15 protein-coding genes and 2 pseudogenes are annotated in these 15,756 nt (G+C 71.3%); 8 read left to right on the top strand and 9 right to left on the bottom strand.

The genetic code is table 11. The annotated features are described in order from the left end of the window. Nucleotides 1-201 precede the first annotated feature (201 nt). Complete coding sequence (locus A949_RS0113570) at nucleotides 202-2,538, bottom strand: heavy metal translocating P-type ATPase (RefSeq protein ID WP_019356558.1); 2,337 nt, start codon at nucleotides 2,536-2,538, stop codon at nucleotides 202-204. Nucleotides 2,539-2,740: 202 nt separating this feature from the next. Further along, on the bottom strand, nucleotides 2,741-3,136 hold the full coding sequence (locus A949_RS0113565; RefSeq protein WP_019356557.1) for an ArsR/SmtB family transcription factor: 396 nt from the start codon (nucleotides 3,134-3,136) through the stop codon (nucleotides 2,741-2,743). Between the two features lie 95 nt (nucleotides 3,137-3,231). Between A949_RS0113565 and A949_RS0113560 the strand changes: the two genes are divergently transcribed. Then, nucleotides 3,232-5,214, top strand: a complete 1,983-nt coding sequence (locus A949_RS0113560) for a heavy metal translocating P-type ATPase (protein WP_019356556.1) — start codon at nucleotides 3,232-3,234, stop codon at nucleotides 5,212-5,214. Nucleotides 5,215-5,281: 67 nt separating this feature from the next. Here the strand turns inward: A949_RS0113560 and A949_RS39515 are convergent. Further along, nucleotides 5,282-5,710: pseudogene (locus A949_RS39515) on the bottom strand (NAD(P)-binding domain-containing protein); the annotation flags it as partial. Nucleotides 5,711-5,816: 106 nt separating this feature from the next. Here A949_RS39515 and A949_RS0113550 point away from each other — a divergent pair. Then, the gene (locus A949_RS0113550; protein ID WP_019356554.1) at nucleotides 5,817-6,176 is read left to right on the top strand and encodes a winged helix-turn-helix transcriptional regulator; all 360 of its coding nucleotides are present in this window, start codon (nucleotides 5,817-5,819) and stop codon (nucleotides 6,174-6,176) included. Between the two features lie 168 nt (nucleotides 6,177-6,344). On the opposite strand, the gene A949_RS0113545 is transcribed toward A949_RS0113550, so the two are convergent. Further along, on the bottom strand, nucleotides 6,345-6,950 hold the full coding sequence (locus A949_RS0113545) for a TetR/AcrR family transcriptional regulator (protein WP_037706320.1): 606 nt from the start codon (nucleotides 6,948-6,950) through the stop codon (nucleotides 6,345-6,347). A gap of 46 nt (nucleotides 6,951-6,996) precedes the next feature. Here A949_RS0113545 and A949_RS0113540 point away from each other — a divergent pair, with 46 nt between their 5' ends. Together A949_RS0113540 and A949_RS0113535 are read left to right on the top strand one after the other, a co-directional pair. Beyond that, nucleotides 6,997-7,461, top strand: a complete 465-nt coding sequence (locus A949_RS0113540) for an SRPBCC family protein (protein WP_019356552.1) — start codon at nucleotides 6,997-6,999, stop codon at nucleotides 7,459-7,461. 125 nt (nucleotides 7,462-7,586) lie between these two features. Then, nucleotides 7,587-8,036 (top strand): DUF6314 family protein, encoded by a 450-nt coding sequence (locus tag A949_RS0113535; protein WP_019356551.1) that lies wholly within the window; start codon nucleotides 7,587-7,589, stop codon nucleotides 8,034-8,036. A gap of 749 nt (nucleotides 8,037-8,785) precedes the next feature. On the opposite strand, the gene A949_RS0113530 is transcribed toward A949_RS0113535, so the two are convergent. The 3 genes and pseudogenes from A949_RS0113530 to A949_RS33335 form a co-directional block, all read right to left on the bottom strand. Then, the gene (locus tag A949_RS0113530) at nucleotides 8,786-9,157 is read right to left on the bottom strand and encodes an STAS domain-containing protein (RefSeq protein WP_019356550.1); all 372 of its coding nucleotides are present in this window, start codon (nucleotides 9,155-9,157) and stop codon (nucleotides 8,786-8,788) included. A 794-nt stretch (nucleotides 9,158-9,951) separates the two neighbouring features. Beyond that, a complete protein-coding gene (locus A949_RS0113525; protein WP_026004615.1) occupies nucleotides 9,952-10,314 on the bottom strand; it encodes a VOC family protein in 363 nt (120 codons plus the stop codon). Between the two features lie 157 nt (nucleotides 10,315-10,471). After that, nucleotides 10,472-11,239: pseudogene (locus A949_RS33335) on the bottom strand (IS5 family transposase). 195 nt (nucleotides 11,240-11,434) lie between these two features. Here A949_RS33335 and A949_RS0113515 point away from each other — a divergent pair. Together A949_RS0113515 and A949_RS0113510 are read left to right on the top strand one after the other, a co-directional pair. Beyond that, a complete protein-coding gene (locus A949_RS0113515; protein WP_019356547.1) occupies nucleotides 11,435-12,256 on the top strand; it encodes an ATP-binding cassette domain-containing protein in 822 nt (273 codons plus the stop codon). Next, nucleotides 12,253-12,909, top strand: coding sequence for a hypothetical protein (locus A949_RS0113510; RefSeq protein ID WP_019356546.1), 657 nt, complete (start codon nucleotides 12,253-12,255; stop codon nucleotides 12,907-12,909). The genes A949_RS0113515 and A949_RS0113510 overlap by 4 nt, the downstream gene beginning before the upstream one ends. 598 nt (nucleotides 12,910-13,507) lie before the next feature. On the opposite strand, the gene A949_RS36425 is transcribed toward A949_RS0113510, so the two are convergent. Beyond that, nucleotides 13,508-14,299 (bottom strand): IS5 family transposase, encoded by a 792-nt coding sequence (locus tag A949_RS36425; protein WP_237735823.1) that lies wholly within the window; start codon nucleotides 14,297-14,299, stop codon nucleotides 13,508-13,510. Nucleotides 14,300-14,434: 135 nt separating this feature from the next. Here A949_RS36425 and A949_RS0113500 point away from each other — a divergent pair, with 135 nt between their 5' ends. Further along, nucleotides 14,435-14,914 carry an SRPBCC family protein gene (locus A949_RS0113500; protein WP_019356544.1) on the top strand — a complete coding sequence of 160 codons (480 nt, stop codon included), beginning with the start codon at nucleotides 14,435-14,437 and terminating at the stop codon, nucleotides 14,912-14,914. A gap of 13 nt (nucleotides 14,915-14,927) precedes the next feature. Here the strand turns inward: A949_RS0113500 and A949_RS38510 are convergent, their stop codons facing one another. Then, entirely contained in the window at nucleotides 14,928-15,101 is a 174-nt protein-coding gene (locus A949_RS38510) for a hypothetical protein (protein ID WP_192817143.1), read from the bottom strand. A 190-nt stretch (nucleotides 15,102-15,291) separates the two neighbouring features. Between A949_RS38510 and A949_RS0113490 the strand changes: the two genes are divergently transcribed. Beyond that, nucleotides 15,292-15,684 carry a DUF2267 domain-containing protein gene (locus A949_RS0113490; protein ID WP_019356542.1) on the top strand — a complete coding sequence of 131 codons (393 nt, stop codon included), beginning with the start codon at nucleotides 15,292-15,294 and terminating at the stop codon, nucleotides 15,682-15,684. Nucleotides 15,685-15,756: the final 72 nt, after the last annotated feature.

The following is a 15,756-nucleotide window of genomic DNA, read 5'->3' as shown; positions in this document are numbered from 1 at the left end:
GGAGAGAGGTGCCGTCGGGGCCTCCGGCGGCGGTGCAGGAGACGGACTTCGTCCACGGTCCATGGTCCGGGGCCCGGTCTCACCCCTCGGCCGCGACACGTTCGGGTCACCCGCACGCACGCCTCAGTACGCCCTGAGAGAGAGGCCGTCGATCCTCGCTCCGCCTGCAAAGAACGGCCGAACCGGCCCCGGCCGCAGAGGTCAGGAAGTGGAAGGCCAGGTCTCCTCCTCCTGGGCGAAGTGCAGCCGGGCGATCGCGTCCAGGCCGTACAGGCACGCGCGGAGGTCGTCGACCTGGGCGGACGTCATACCCGGCCCGGAGTCGGCCAGTTCGATGTGCGCGCCGATGCGTCGGACGAGGCGTTCGATCTCGGTGCGGGCACAGCTCGACACGGTGACGAGCGCCGAGTCGGATGAGTTCCGGGCGAGTTCGGGATACAGTTCCCGTTCCTCGGCACGCTCGTGGGGCAGCAGGCGTTCGACGAGCGCCTGGTGGAGCTCTCTCAGCTCCCGCAGGTGCCGCTCACCGGGTTCGGCCGGAATCAGGTCGGCCGTGTCCCGGACGGCGTCCAGCAACGCGCTGAGCTTCTCGTGTTCCGCGGTGGAACGGCGGATGAGTGCCACCACCGACGGGGAGAGCGGGGAGCGCTCCGCCCTGCCGGGGCGCAGGGATCGCAGGGCATTGAGGATGACGGCTACGTCGATCCCCTCCTGGAGCAGGGCGCCGGCTGCGGGCGCGAGCAGGCCCGCGGCGGCGACGGCCATCGCGGCGAGGGACATCCCCATGCCGCCCAGCGCGCTCTGCACCGCGATACGGCGTGCGCGTACGGCGATGGTGACGGCGTCGGCGAGGCGGTCCACCCGGTCCGCGGTCAGCACGATGTCGGCCGCCTCGGAGGAAGCGGTGGAGCCGCGGGCCCCCATGGCCACGCCGACATCGGCGGCGGCGAGCGCCGGCGCGTCGTTCACCCCGTCGCCCACCATGACGGTGAGGGCGTGTTCGCGTTCGGCCCGCACCGCGGCGATCTTCCCCTCGGGGGTGAGCTCCGCGTGCACGGCGTCGAGGCCGAGGACGGCCGCGGCCTCCCGGGCGGGTTCGGAACGGTCCCCGGTGAGCAGCACCAGCCGTTGGACCCCCGCGCCCCGCAGGCGGCGCAGCGTTCGGGCCGCGTCCCGGCGCAGTGGATCGCGGAGGCCGACAGCGCCCGCGGGACGGCCGTCGACGGTGAGCCAGACGAGGGCCGAGCCGTCCAGGAGGGCCCGGTTCTCGGCAGCCCGGACCCACTCCGGGCGTTCGGCGTCGGCGGCGAGGCGGCCGACCGCCATGGGCTGTCCCTCGACGGTGCCGGTCGCTCCCCTGCCGGGCTCCTCAGCGACGTCCGCGGGCGGGCTGAGCCTCATGCCTCGTTCGCGTGCTGCGTCGACGACGGCGTGTGCGAGGACGTGCGGGGAGTACTGGTCGAGGGACGCGGCCAGCCGCAGCACGTCCTCCGGTGTCCGGGCGGGCGCGGCGATCACGTCGACGACCTGCGGGTGGCCGCCGGTGAGGGTGCCGGTCTTGTCGAGCAGTACCGTCCGGGCCCTGCCGAGGACTTCCAGTACACCGCCACCGCGGATGACCACGCCGGAGCGGGAGGCGCGGGAGAGTCCCGAGACGACGGCGACCGGTGCCGCCAGGAGCAGTGGGCAGGGCGTGGCGACCACCAGGACCGCGACGGCCCGGACGGTCGACCCGCTGACGAGCCAGGCCAGCCCCGCGACGGCGAGTGTCAGGGGCAGGAACCAGGCGGCGTAGCGATCGGCCAGCCGGACGACGGGGGCTGACTCCGCCTCGGCCTCGCGAGCCAGTCGGACGATCCCGGCGTAGGTGCTGGCCTGGGCGGTGGCGTCGGCCCGCAGGTCGAAGGCGTGGCCGGCGTTGACGACGCCGCTGCGCACCGGGCGGCCGGCGGCCCGTTCCACCGCCATCGGCTCCCCGGTGAGCACGGACTCGTCCAGGACCGCGGTCGCGCCGAGCACCCGGCCGTCCACGGGGACCACTTCGCCGGGGCCGACCACCAGGACGTCGTCGACGGCGATCTCGTCGAGCGGCACCAGGACCACGTCTTCGCCGGTGCGGCGCCTGGCGGAGCGGGGTGCGTGCTCCAGGAGCGACCGCAGGTCGTGGGAGGCCCGTCGCTGGGCTCCGGTCTCCAGGGTCCGGCCGCCGGCGAGCATCAGCGCGATCAGTGCTCCGGCCAGGTACTCCTGCACCGCCAGGGTGCCGGCCAGTGCCAGTACGGCGATCAGGTCCACGCCGGCGTGCCCACGTCGCAGCGCGCCCAGCACCCAGGCCAGCGATGGTGGGAGGGCGGCGAGGGTGCCCAGGGCCCAGCACAGGTCCGCGGCGGCGGGCGCGTCCGTGAGCCAGGCGGCGCCCCCGGCGGTCAGGGCGGCAGCCGTGACGCTCAGGAGCGCCTGCTCGAGCCGCGGCTGCGGGATTCCGGCAGCCGCGCGGCGGACGGCCCCGGTGGGGGTGGGGCGACGACGGTGATGCATGACCTTCCCCGCTGCGACACCAGGTGGGCGGATCGGCACCTTGCATGCTGCCCTGATCGGTACCACGCATTGCGCGGAAGGTGCCCGGTGCCGTCCGGGTGCGCACGGTGGTGGGCCGGCTCGGGCCGAACGGAGCAGTGCGGTGCGTCGGCGCGTGTGGTGAGCCGGGTCCGCTGCCCTTCGGCGTGCAGAGCCCGGTGCCTCATCCGGGGCCGGGGCGGCCGGCCGCTGCCGTTTCGGCGGCCGGGACGTCCCGCAGGCCGAGGCGCAGGTGTTCGACGTGGAAGAGGGCCTGCTCCAGGAGCTCGGCGACATGGTTGTCGTACAGCGAGTAGACGATGGAGCGGCCGTGCCGCTCGCCGGTGACGAGTCCGAGGTTGCGCAGCAGGCGCAGTTGGTGGGAGCAGGCCGAGGCTTCCATGCCGACGGCCTCCGCGAGTTCGCCGACCGGGCAGGGGCCCTCCTGGAGGCGGGCCAGGATGTACAGGCGGGACGGGGTGGCCAGGGCCTGGAGTGCGGCGGCGACCTCGGTGGCCCCGGCCGCGTCCAGGCGTTCGCGCGGGGTGTCGCTGTTCCTGCCGTCGCTTCCGTGGCCCATGCGGTCATCCTACTCGTGACACTTGAAGACCTGTTCAGTTGTTCCGGTATGGTGGGCGCACTCTCCACTCCCTGTGCACGAAGGGGCGTTCCGCCATGTCCTCGGTCCTGAACCCGCGTCCGTCGCCGACGCTCACCGCGGGGGCGCGATCCGCTCCTCCCCCGCGCCGCACGCGTCTGCTGGCCCTGCCGGAGACCCGGTGGGCGGCCGCGGCGCTCGCGCTGTTCCTGCTCGCGCTGCCGCTGTATCTGCAGGGCGCTCCGGCCTGGCTCTGGGGAGCGCTGTTCGCCGCCGCCTACGTGGCCGGCGGGTGGGAGCCCGGCTGGGAGGGCCTGAAGGCGCTGCGGGACCGGACGCTCGACGTGGACCTGCTGATGGTGGTCGCCGCGCTCGGCGCCGCGGCGGTGGGCCAGGTGCTCGACGGCGCGTTGCTGATCGTCATCTTCGCCGCATCCGGCGCCCTGGAGGCCGTCGCGACCGCCCGTACGGCGGACTCCGTACGGGGACTGCTCGATCTGGCACCCGCCACCGCGACCAGGATCCTGCCCGACGGCACGGCCGAGTCCGTGGACGCCGGACGGCTGGAGATCGGCGACCTCGTCCTGGTCAGGCCCGGGGAGCGGGTCGGCGCCGACGGAACGGTCGTCGACGGAGCCGGAGAGGTCGACCAGGCCACCATCACGGGAGAGCCGCTGCCGGTGGTCAAGCAGGCCGGTGACGAGGTGTTCGCCGGCACCGTCAACGGCACCGGCGCATTGCACGTCCGCGTCGGGAGGGACCCCTCGGATGCGGTCGTGGCGCGCATCGTGCGGATGGTCGAGGAGGCCTCGCGGACCAAGGCGCCCACCCAGTTGTTCGTCGAGAAGATCGAGCAGCGCTACTCGGTCGGCATGGTACTGGCCACCCTCGCCGTCTTCACCGTCCCGCTGGTGTTCGGTTCCGCGCTCGAACCCGCCCTGCTGCGGGCGATGACGTTCATGATCGTCGCGTCGCCGTGCGCCGTGGTGCTCTCCACCATGCCGCCGCTGCTGTCGGCCCTCGCCAACGCGGGGCGCCACGGGGTGCTCGTGAAGTCGGCCGTCGTCATGGAGCGGCTCGGCGGGACCGACACCGTCGCCCTGGACAAGACCGGCACCCTCACCGAGGGCTCACCCCACGTCAGCGACATCCGGCCGGTGCCCGGTGGCGGGACGGACGGGGAGACCCTGCTGCGGCTGGCGGCGGCGGCCGAGCACCGCAGCGAGCACCCGCTGGGCCGTGCCGTCGTGACCGCGGCCCGGGAACACGGCCTGGACCTCGTGGAGACCGCCGGCTTCTCCTCCGTCCCGGGCCGGGGCGTCACCGCCACCGTCGGCGGCCGCACGGTCCGTGCCGGGTCGCCCGCACACCTGCTTCCCCGTCAGGACGGGGCGGGTGCCGAGGAGATCGTCCGGGAACTGGAGGGTGCGGGACGGACCGCGGTCGTGGTCGTGGTCGACGGCCGGAGCGCGGGGGTGCTGGGCGTCGCCGACCGGTTGCGACCCGACGCCGCCGCCACCGTCGCCGCGCTCACCCGGCTGACGGGCCGCGCCCCGGCACTGCTGACCGGGGACAACGCGCCCGCCGCCGCGCGGCTGGCGGCCGAGGTCGGTGTCACCGACGTGCGCGCCGGCCTGCTGCCCGAGGAGAAGGTCGCGGCGGTGCGGGAGTGGGAGGAACAGGGCCGGGCCGTCCTCCTCGTCGGTGACGGCGTCAACGACGCCCCCGCTCTGGCCGCGGCCCACACCGGCATCGCCATGGGCCGTGCCGGTTCGGACCTCGCACTGGAGACCGCCGACGCCGTCGTCGTACGCGACGAACTCGGCGCCGTCCCCACCGTGGTCCGCCTCTCCCGCGCGGCTCGCCGCCTGGTGCTGCAGAATCTGTGCATCGCCGGGGTGTTCGTCGCCGGGCTGGTCGTCTGGGACCTGGCGGGGACGCTGCCCCTTCCGCTGGGGGTGGCCGGGCACGAGGGCTCGACCGTGCTGGTCGGCCTCAACGGGCTGCGGCTGCTGACGGACGGCGCCTGGCGCCGCGCCCGCGGCGCGGAGGCCGCCTGAGTGTCCCGAACGCTCTCCCCGTGCGCCTGCGGGGACGCCGGCGGCCTCCCCCACGGCGGCGGGGCGGGCCGCTCCTCGGCGTCCGTCCCACTGCGGCCGGGGTCCCGGCTGCTGCGCTGCCCTCGTGCCCGTCCCCGCCGTCCAGGTAGCGGGCACCGCGCTCGCGGGCCCACTCCGCGCGGGCTCGGGCTTGTGCGGGCGTGCCGGTGGTCAGGTTGACGAGGTCCTTGCCGGTCAGGTCCGTACCGGTCAGCACGTCCTGGACCGAGGCGTCGTCCATGAGGCAGACGAGGACCAGGGGGTTCGCGGCGACCGCCTCGGCTGCGCTGTCCGCGGCTTCGGCGCCCTCGGCGGCGAGCGCCGCGGCACGCGCCGGGGTGCGGTTCCAGACGGGGAGCGGGTGGTCTGCGGCGAGCCAGGTCCGGGCGAGCGCGGTACCCATCGCGCCGAGTCCCAGCAGGGTGAGGGGTGTGGGATGAGCAGAGTGATGTGTCATGCCATGAAGGCTGGTCACAGACATAAGTATGATCAAGTACGCACTTTGGGGTGGGTGGTTACCCCGAGGTGAGCGAGCACGTCACCGGGGTGCGGAGGGGTGGAGCATGACGACGCTGAACCGGCCGGGTACGCCGGACGGGCACGTCTGCGGTATCGACACCGCGATGGAAGTGATCGGCGGCAAGTGGAAGGTGCTGATCCTCTGGGCGCTCCACGAGCGCCCCCACCGCCGCTTCGGCGAGCTGCGCCGGCTGCTTCCGGGCGTCACCGAGAAGGTGCTGGCCTCTCATCTGCGGGAGATGGAAGCGGACGGCGTCGTGGGCCGCGTGTCCTACGACGAGGTGCCGCCGCGCGTCGAGTACGCGCTGACCGGGGACGGCAGGCGCCTCGACGAGGCGCTCCGGCCGCTGGCCGCCTGGGGGCGCGAGCGGGCGACCGGCCAGGAGCAGCAGGCGGCGGAGTGACGCGGTGCGGCAGAGCGGTGCAGGCTCCGGTTCCGGCGCTCGTGCGGAAGAGGAGCCGCTTCGTCCGCGGGCGCGGGTGCCGTCCCGGTGGCCGCCGACAGCCGCCCGCGGAGTGCCCCGCGCCCCTGAGGCTCCTGCCCTCGCGCTCCCGACCCGGGAGGCGGCCCGTCACTCGGTGTAGTACAGCCCGAGGAACTCCTCCAGCGCCGCGTCGACGCCGGCCCGGTCTCCGGTGGCAAGCAGGTCGAGCAGCAGGCCGCGCACCGTGGCGAGCCCCAGCCTGGCGCGGCTGCGGGCCGTGGCGGGGTCCGCCCCGGCGGCTTCCTCGGCTGCCGCGAGCGGCTCCAGCCAGTCCGCCACCAGCCCTTCCAGGAACGGGCGGGCTTCCGGCCGGCCCCGCAGGGCGTGCCCGCAGATCTCGAAGAAGAGCCGCTCCTGGCCGGCCAGCCGAGGGTCCGCCAACTGCTGCCACAGACGCCGCGCGGCGTCGGCGGGCGACAGACCGGGCTCCAGGCGTAGTTCGGCCAGCAGTTCGCGCCGGCGCCGCTCCGACGCCCGGACGATCTCGACGAGCAACTGTTCCTTGGAGCCGAAGTGGTGGATCAGCATGCGATGGCTGACGCCGATGGCACCCCCGAGGCGGCGCAGGCTGAGGTCCGCGATGCCGTGTGCCGCGACGTGGTCGAGGGCCGCGTCCACCATTCGGGCGCGCCGGTCCCGGTCCGTGCCGGGTGCCGGCGGGTTCTCCGACCCGGTGTCGTCCGTATTCCCCACCGCAGGAGTGTACCAAGTGGTACATGCGCCATGTACCGTTCGGTACATGAAGCCCGTCACCGTGTCGACCGACGTACCGCAGACACCCGAGCAGGTATACGAGTTCCTCGATGTCATGGCGCACCACGAACGGTTCACCGACCACTACCTCACCGACTGGCACCTCAGCGGTCCCCGCCGCGGCCCCGGGTCCCGGGCCACCGTGACCGCCTCGCTGGGCGGCACGAGGACCGAGGTCGCCGTCGAGGTAGTCGAGGCCGAGGCGCCACGGCAGATCACCGAGCGCAATGTCAGCGCCGCCGGGCGACGTGTCGCCCGCGGCGCCTACACCATCGATCCGCTGCCCGACGGCGGGAGCCGGGTCTCCTTCTCCTACGCCTGGGAGCGGGCCCCGCTCCCCGACCGGCTGCTGGCTCCCCTCGTACGGGCCACCATGCGGAGCGCGAACCGCACGGCCATGCGGCGCCTGTCCACCGAGCTGGCCCAGCACGCGCCGGGCGCCGGAACCTGACGGCGGACCGCTCCGCCGCACCGCATCCGGACGGCGCCGGTCGTCCGGCACCGCACCGCCGGCCACGGTGCCGTCCTGCTCGACGTGCTGTCCGAGGCAGCCACCGGCTCTGCGAGACTGCCGTCATGCCCCCAGCACCGCATCCGGTCGCCGAGACCCTCTCCTACCTCGCCGGCGAGTGGAGCGTGCGCCGCGAGGTGCTCGACCGTTCCAGCGGGCGGCGCGGCCGGTTCGACGGGCGAGCGGAGTTCCGGGCCGGCACGGGTGACGAGTGGCTGCACGTGGAGCAGGGCGTCTTCGAGTGGGACGGGGTCCGGCGCGAGGCAGGCCGGACGCTGCGGCTGCTGCCGGGCCCCGCCGGTACCGCCGAGGTGGCCTTCGCGGACGGCCGGTTCTTCCACGCTCTCGACCTGCGCAGCGGGCGCTGGACGGCGGAGCACCAGTGCGGAGCCGATCTGTACGAGGCCGACTTCACGGTGGTCTCCCCCGCCGAGTGGCGGCTGCGGTGGCTCGTCCACGGCCCGGCCAAGGACCAGCTGCTCGACTCCCGCTACCACCGCCCCGCACACGGCTGACACCACCGACAGCGGGGCCCGGCCGCCTCGGTTGACGAACACCGCCGACCGGCGCGGCCACGCCGAACGACTCCCGTCCGGTCCGCTGCGCGGTCCCGGGCGCGCGTCCCCTCGAAGACGGTGCCGCGCACAGAGCGAAGGCACGGGCCGACACGGGCAGCGAGGCATGCGGGGGGGCTGCACCTCCGTCGCGCCCTGCGGGGACGCACATGGCGGGCGCAGCGCCTGGGGAAACATCCCGGCCCCCTCCCGACACGTACGGGTACCCCACGGGAACCGCTCAGATCCTGGTCGAGATGTCCCTCGAACAGGATTTCTTTGCTGTGCAGGCGGTTTCTGCGGGTGGACATGCCGTCTCGCGCAGCCGCAGCAGAAACGGAAACCAAGCCAGGTCGGCCGCCGCATAGCGGAGCTGGTCGCCGGTGGTGCGCCCGGCCTGTGAGAGGCGTCGGCCTGGCGAAATCGGCGCGGATATGGCGTACTTGCCGGCTGAACAGTTCGCCTGGCGGCGAGGCCGCAGCATCTTCCCGCGCATCGTCCGTCGCGTTTTCGGATCGAGTGATCGGCCCGGACATAGCGCTGGGAATCGAGCGGTCGATCCCGTGACTGCTCGGCAACCGCCGACTCACCGTGCGCGACGAACGAAAACAGCATCGTGTGGCATTCTGCGCACTTGCAGCGGCGCCGATGAGCCACTACAGGCAGTTCACGAACCTCACCACGTGAGACAAGACCGTGAGAGCGTGCACTCAACCAGGCGGAGCTTGGCGCGTGGCTTCCCATGACGAGTCATAGAAATCGTATGCCTTATCAAGCCCGCTGATGCGGAATATTCGCTGCGCCAATCCCGAAGCAGATGCAATGCGCAACGACCCCTGATTCTCGCGCACACGCTTCGCGATCGCGACGACCGCGCCCAGCCCCATCGAGTCGAGGAACGTCACGAAGCCGAGATCCAGCACGAAGTTGCGATGCTCCTGTTCAATGAGGCCGAGCAATGCGTCCCGCATAACAGAAGCGGTGTGAACGTCGACATCGCCATCGATTTCCACTACAGTCCAACCGTTGACAACCTCGTAGTTCACCATGAGGTCGTTTTTCCGGGTGATATTGGTCCGCATCTCGACTCCTTCCCGTTTTTCAGATCACCCAGAGCAGTTGCCGAAAGCAACCTATTTCAACCCCGAAGGGTCGCCTGACCCGCCGGACACGTCAGCCAGTGAACCCTTCCGGGTCTCCTCGGAGAAGCAAGCAAGCACCACTTCCGCCCTATGCACGTTCAAACGCCGACTGTGGTCTCTCACCCCTCATTGTCCAGCATGCGCGCCAGATCCACCAGAAAGCAGCGACGCAGACGATCCCCAAGGACCGATTACACCAAGGAGCCCTTGCACACGACGCTCCCGTGATCGCACCACGCAAGAGAATCGGTCGCCCAGCATTCCCGGGGCAGGCCGTGGAAAGCCGTACCGAGATGTGTGGAGTACCTGCTGCCAGGGTCGCCCCTGGCGAGGCAGAAGCACAGCACCATCACAGCATCGGGTGAATACCCCGATGAGCGAAGCGAGCGTGCGGTCCGCGAGGTGCGCGCCATCGGTCGGCCGATCGGCTCACGTCGCGAAGGGCCTGGGTATCTGCGAGGAAGCTCTGCGCAGCTGGGGGCACCAGGCAGACACCGACCGGGGCGAACGAGACGACCGGGCCCATCACCGCCGAACTTGAGGAAACTGGTGGCAGACCACCTGCCTTCGACCGGGAGACGTACAAGCAGTGCAACACCGTCGAGCGGTGCATCAACCGCCTGAAGCAGTGGCGCCGCATCGCCACCCGCTACGAGAAGACTGCGACGATCCATCCGGCCGGTCTCCACATTGCCGGCGTCTTCTTCCGGTCTGCCCGATGAGCACCTTCATCCTCAGACGTGACTGTGGACGTTGATGACACTTCCGTCGGGTGCCTGGACAAAGAAACGCCGAATCCCCCACGGCTCCGAGGTCAAGGGATAGACGACCGGGTAACCCTGGCGCTCGGCTGCGGCGTACGCGGCATCGACATCCTCGACCTCGACCGCCAGCGCCGAACGGGAGGTATGAGGGTCCCACGAGTCTGCGGCAGGAGAGACCAGGGTCATCTGCGCCGTCGGATTACCCGACGAGGCCAGCATCAAGAAGCCCGGCTCGTCCATACGCACGTCCATCCCCAGGAAGTCGCTGTAGAAGCTTCGGCTCTCCTCAATGTCCTGGGTGACGACATTGGGCATGATGCGACGGATCGTCATGCTCACACTGTAACGCGGGGCCGCTGCGACAACTTGGTCCAAAGGAGAGGCTCCGGGGCCTGTTGGGAGAGTCCCGTCTTCGTCTCGGTCGAGCGACGGGATCTTCGCATCAGGCGCCAGGCATACCGAGCAACCCGGCAGTGAGCTCTTTCCATCCTCAGTTTGAGCTGGCCAGATGCAGGCAGAGGACGGCCTGAACAAGACTCGTGATGCGGGAGGTCGAGCGGCGGAGTTCGCGGAGGAGGCGCCAGGACTTGAGGGTGGCGATGGCCTGCTCGACGAGGGACCGGATCTTGGCGTGGGAACGGTTGACGGCCTGCCGGCCGGTGGAGAGGCTGTCCCATCGGCTGCGGTAAGGGAGACGGACCGTGTCGCCTGCACCCTGGTAGCCCTTGTCTGCCCAGCAGACGATGCCGGCCTCGGCGAGTGCCTCGATGATGCCGTGCTCGCGCGCGGCCCGGATGTCGTGGACGGCGCCGGCCAAGGCCGGTGAAGCCCACATCAGACGTCCCTTTGGATCGGCTATGACTTGCACGTTCATGCCGTGCTTCTTGTGTTTGCCCGACTAGAACGGGCGGTCGGCGGCGATTCGGTCGATGGGCAGTAGTGTCCCGTCGAGGATCACGCACGCCTTCGTCGACGCCGCTCGTACGGCTTCGGCGGGGGTGGGGGCGAGGGCAGCGAGGAGGTTGACGGGCCTCGGGTGATGTATCGGTAGGCGGTGGTGGTGCCGATCCCGAATCCGGCCGCGAGCTGGGCGTAGGGCTGGCCGTTGCGCAGGTGGGCGAGGGGTGAGCAGGGCCTGCCGGCCTGCGTTCAGGCGCCGCCATCGGGTGCCGAGAGCGCGGCGGTGTTCTTTCAGACGGGCGGCGAGGAAGCGCAGCGCCGTGCTGGACACGTCGACGCCGGACGGGTAGACAAGCATGCGAAGCCTCTGGTGGAGACGGTTGTCTTGGTCGAAAACCCATCTACCAGGGGCTTTACCTGCCTGTCAGCTTAACTGCCAAGCCCGTCCGCCAGGCTGGAAGGACCAGCGTGTAGGCCACAGTGAGGAGTCGAGTTGTTACGTTGTGAGGCGGTCGGTAAACGGTACGGCGGAGGACGATGGATCCTCAGTGACGTGGACATGGAAGTCGCGACCGGTGACGTCCTCGCGGTGGTCGGCAGCAATGGTTCGGGAAAGTCGACCTTGCTGAGGATCCTCGTCGGACTGTCGCAACCCACCACCGGGAGGGTGTCGGGCCGACCACCGCGCATCGGTTACGTACCGGACCGCTTCACCGTCCACGACCGCATCTCGGCGATCTCCTATCTCACTCACATGGGGCGTATCCGTGGCCTGTCGGCCTCCGCCGCCCATGCCCGAGGCCATCACCTGCTGGAGCGGCTGTCCCTGATGGGCGGGCTGAACGCACCGCTGCGCACGCTGTCGAAGGGCAACGCGCAGAAGGTGGCGCTCGCCCAGGCCCTCCTCATCCCGCCCGACCTGCTGGTCCTCGACGAACCCTGGTCGGGTCTGGATGCCTCGGCCCACGGTGTCCTCGCCGAGTTCATCGACGAAGTGGCCGCACAGGGCGGGGCGGTGGTCTTCACCGACCACCGCGAGGCGATCACCGAGACGCACGCCCGCGGCGCGTACACCATCAGCGACGGCCGGGTCACCTTGCACGGCGGCCGGCACGCCGGGAGGCGCACCTCGATGGCCGAGCTGGTCCTGACCGTGCCGCCCACCGGTGTCATGCCGATCGAGGTGAACTGGTCCGTGCTGCCGGGGGTGACGCACACCGCCCGGCGCGGCGGGGAGGTCGTCCTGCGGGTGGCGCGGGAGTACTCGGACGCCGTACTGCTGACGGCACTGCAGCACCGATGGTCGGTGGCCAGCCTGACCGAGGCCGCGGACGAACGCGGTTTCCGGGCCGATGCGCGGGGGGCCACCCTATGATCGCCCTGGTCCGCTACATGTCCACGGTGCTGCTGCTCTCCCAGCGCTACCTCGCGCCGCTGCTGCTGTTCCTCGGCCTGATGGCCGTGCTGACCAGCAGCGACACCGGCCCACTCACCGCGACCTACGCTTCGGTGGCCGGGGCCATGCTGCCGTGCTCGGTCTGGCTGACCATGACACTGACCGGTCTCGAGGACCCGGCGCACCGCTCGATCGTCGTCGTCAGTGCCGGCAGCCCTCTACGCGTCCTGCTCGCGACGGCCGGGACGGCCGCCCTGTGGTGCCTGCTGCTGACGGCTGCCGGCCTGGTGCTGCCGCTGCTGTTCGGAACCCACACCCCCGGCCTCGCGGATCTGGCGCTGGGGACCGCGGCCCAACTCACCTGCGCCTTCACCGGCATGGCCATCGGACTGGTCTGCTCGCGGCTGGTGTTCCGACGCCAGGGCCACGCGCTCGTCCTCGCCTTGGCGCTCCTGCTGGCCGTGCTGCTGGGCAAGGGCGTTTCCCCGGTCAACATCCTGCTCACCCACCTGCAGAACGCATCGGACTCGGCGGACGCCCTGGCGCCCACGGGGGCCCTGCTCGCCATCACCGCGGGCTTCTTGGCGGCCGCAGTTGCCATGACACAGGCGATCACCCGCAGAAAGGCATGAACTCTGCGGCGGTGTGCCCGCCCCGGCGCAGGCTACGCAGCGCCGTCCAGCAGAACGCATGCCCCGCCGTCCTGACCGCTTCGGTGAGCGTGGGGGCGAAAGCGGCCGGGAGCCCGACGCCTCGGTGAGACAACCGTAGGCAATGGTGCCGGTGCCGAACCCGGCCGCGAACTGCGCGTGGGAGCAACCATTGCGCAGGCAACCGAGGGCGAGCAGGTCCTGCCAGCCAGCGCTCAGGCGCCTCCAGCAGCTGCCAATCGACCGACAGCGCGCGCAAACGGGTCCTATTGGACTGCCCATGATCCAGGTTGGAAAAGGTTCAGTGCCTGTCAGATCGTGGTCGGCGGCGCGTTTTCCAGGAGGATCGCTGCTGCTGGCCATGGCCGGCTACGGGGTGGCCAGTTGCCCGCAGGGCCTGCTCAGCTTCTACGCCGACACCGTCCGCGGCCAACTCGGAGTGGGCGAAGGGAAGCTGCTCGTGGGTATCTCCTTCGGCTACGCCGACGAGAACGCGCCGGTAAACCGGGTCGCGGCCGGTCGGGCGGCCATGAAGGAAACCACCACATTCCACGCCTGGAGCCGGCCCCGAAAGCGCTGGTCACAGCCACTCTTCGAGGGTTGCGACCAGCACGGTCGCCTGGTGTCGGACGGCGAGTTTGTCGTATCTCGTGGCCACAGCGCGGTTCCGTTTCAGCCGGCTGATCCCGCACTCCACCGTGTGCCGTTCCTTGTGGTCGTCCTTGTCGAAGACCGTTGCGCGTCCGCCTCGGGAGCCGAGCTTCTTGCAGTCGCGTACTCGGTCTGCCTTTTCCGGGGTGGTGCATCCGATTCTGCGTCTGCGCGGGCAGGACCGGTTCGCGCGGGATCCGCAGGCTTTGTCGGCACGGGCCTGTCCGGCATCGTGTCGCAGGCGTCCGGGACCAGCGCGAGGTACGCGAATGCGTTCGAGGAGGGGCTGGAACTGCGGGCTGTCGTGACGGTGGCCCGCAGTGGGCAACAGGGACAGCAGCGTCCGCCCTTGCTCGACCACGAGGTGGATCTTCGTCGTCAGGCCACCGCCGGAACATCCGAGCCCGTGATCGTCCGGCTCGGTGTCGCCGACCCCGCCGGGGGCTCGCCAGACGCCCTTTTCCTGCGCGCCGGCAGCATGCCGGTGGGCACGGCAGGCGGTCCAGTCCACGCTCACGGCCCGGGTGATCAGCCCCTGCGCATCGGCTTGGACCTGCGGCTGTTCCAGGATCCGCTGCCATGTGCCGTCGCGCCGCCAGCGGCGGAACAGGTCGTGATCCGCTCCCAGGGGCCTTACCGGTCGGGGACGTCCCGCCAGGGCGTGCCCGCCCGGGTCCGCCGACGTCTGCCGTCGTTCAACTGTCGCCGCGTCCACGTCCATGACCGCCCCGGCTGCTTCCCCGCCAGCAGTAGCGGCTCCGGTCGAGCCGGCTGCCAGTCCGTCGGGTCTCCTCGCGCCAAACCATGATCATCACAGCTCGGGATCTGCTTTCGCAACAGGCATTAGACTCGGGCCATGGGCAGGACGGACCGTGCCGACAGGGAGATCGCCGCACCGCGGGCGACCGTCTACGGAGCGCTCCTCGACCGGGAGGCTCTGGAGGCGTGGCTTCCCCCCGGCGGCATGCGCGGGCGGATCGACCGGTGGGACCCGCGGCCCGGCGGCGGGTTCCGGATGACCCTCACCTACCTGGATCCGGCTGCCGGCCGGGGCAAGACGTCGGCAACGGAGGATGTCGTCGATGTCGGGTTCGCGGAGCTGGTGCCGCCGGTGCGCGTGGTGCAGCGGGCGGTCTTCGAGGCCGACGATCCGGCGTACGCGGGGACGATGACCATGACCTGGCAGCTGGCCGCCGCCGGTGCGGACCGCACGGAGGTCACCGTCACCGCGACCGGCGTACCGCCGGGTGTCGACCCCGCGGCGCACGAGGCCGGACTCGCCTCCTCGCTGGCCAACCTGGCGTCATACGTGGAGGACGTCGGGCGGCACGGCTGAAGAGGGCCGCGGCCTACTGCTCGTGTGCTCTGGTCTGCAGCCGCCAGGTACTGCCCGCACACGGCAGCGGCGGGAAGGTGTGCCCGGCCACGTCGGTGCTCCAATGGTGTCCCTGACCGCAGTCGCAGGCGTAGATCCCGCTCACCGGGACCTGCTGGCCTGGCTTGAAGTGCTCGTCCTCGTCCATACGCCGGATACTGCGTCCCGGCGGCGCGGGAGCGCATCCCACCTCGCCGGTCCGCCGCCGCTCTCCCCCGTTCGCCGCGCCCGGCGGAAGCCGGAAGCAGGACATCGGCGATCATGATGCATGGGCTCCGTCCCGCTGGGAAACCGGAGCGCTCGACAGCGGACGACGAGCGAGCGGAGGAGCCCCCCAGATGCGTGACGACGAGTTCCTGGCCCAGGTGCGCGACCGCGGCGGCTACACGGACCAGAACGAGGCCAGGGAGGCCACCGAGGCCGTACTGACCGTGCTGGCCCAGCGGATCGGGGCCGACGAGGCCCAGGACCTGGCCGACCAGCTGCCCACTCCCCTGGACCTTCCCCTCCGCGGCAGCGGCGCCGACGCGGACACGAGCGGGGAGGTGTTCGGCCTCGACGAGTTCCACCGGCGTGTCGCGGACCGGTCCCGGACGCGGCCGGACACGGCGAAGCAGCATGCCGCGGCCGTGCTCTCCACGCTGCCGCAGGCGGTGTCCGCCGGTCAGATCCGGCACGTCCGCGCGCAGTTGCCCGACGAGTTCGGACCGCTCTTCGACCATCAGGCGTGACGGCCTCCGGCCGGCGGACCGGTCCGGGGCGTGGCGCTGCGGGCGACCCGGGTGGTCACCTTCGCGGGGTCG

The sequence above is a fragment of the Streptomyces sp. AA1529 genome (genome assembly GCF_000280905.1).
GTDB lineage: Bacteria > Actinomycetota > Actinomycetes > Streptomycetales > Streptomycetaceae > Streptomyces.
Note: the sequence above shows the minus strand (reverse complement) of the source record. Positions and strands in the feature narration are given on the sequence as shown.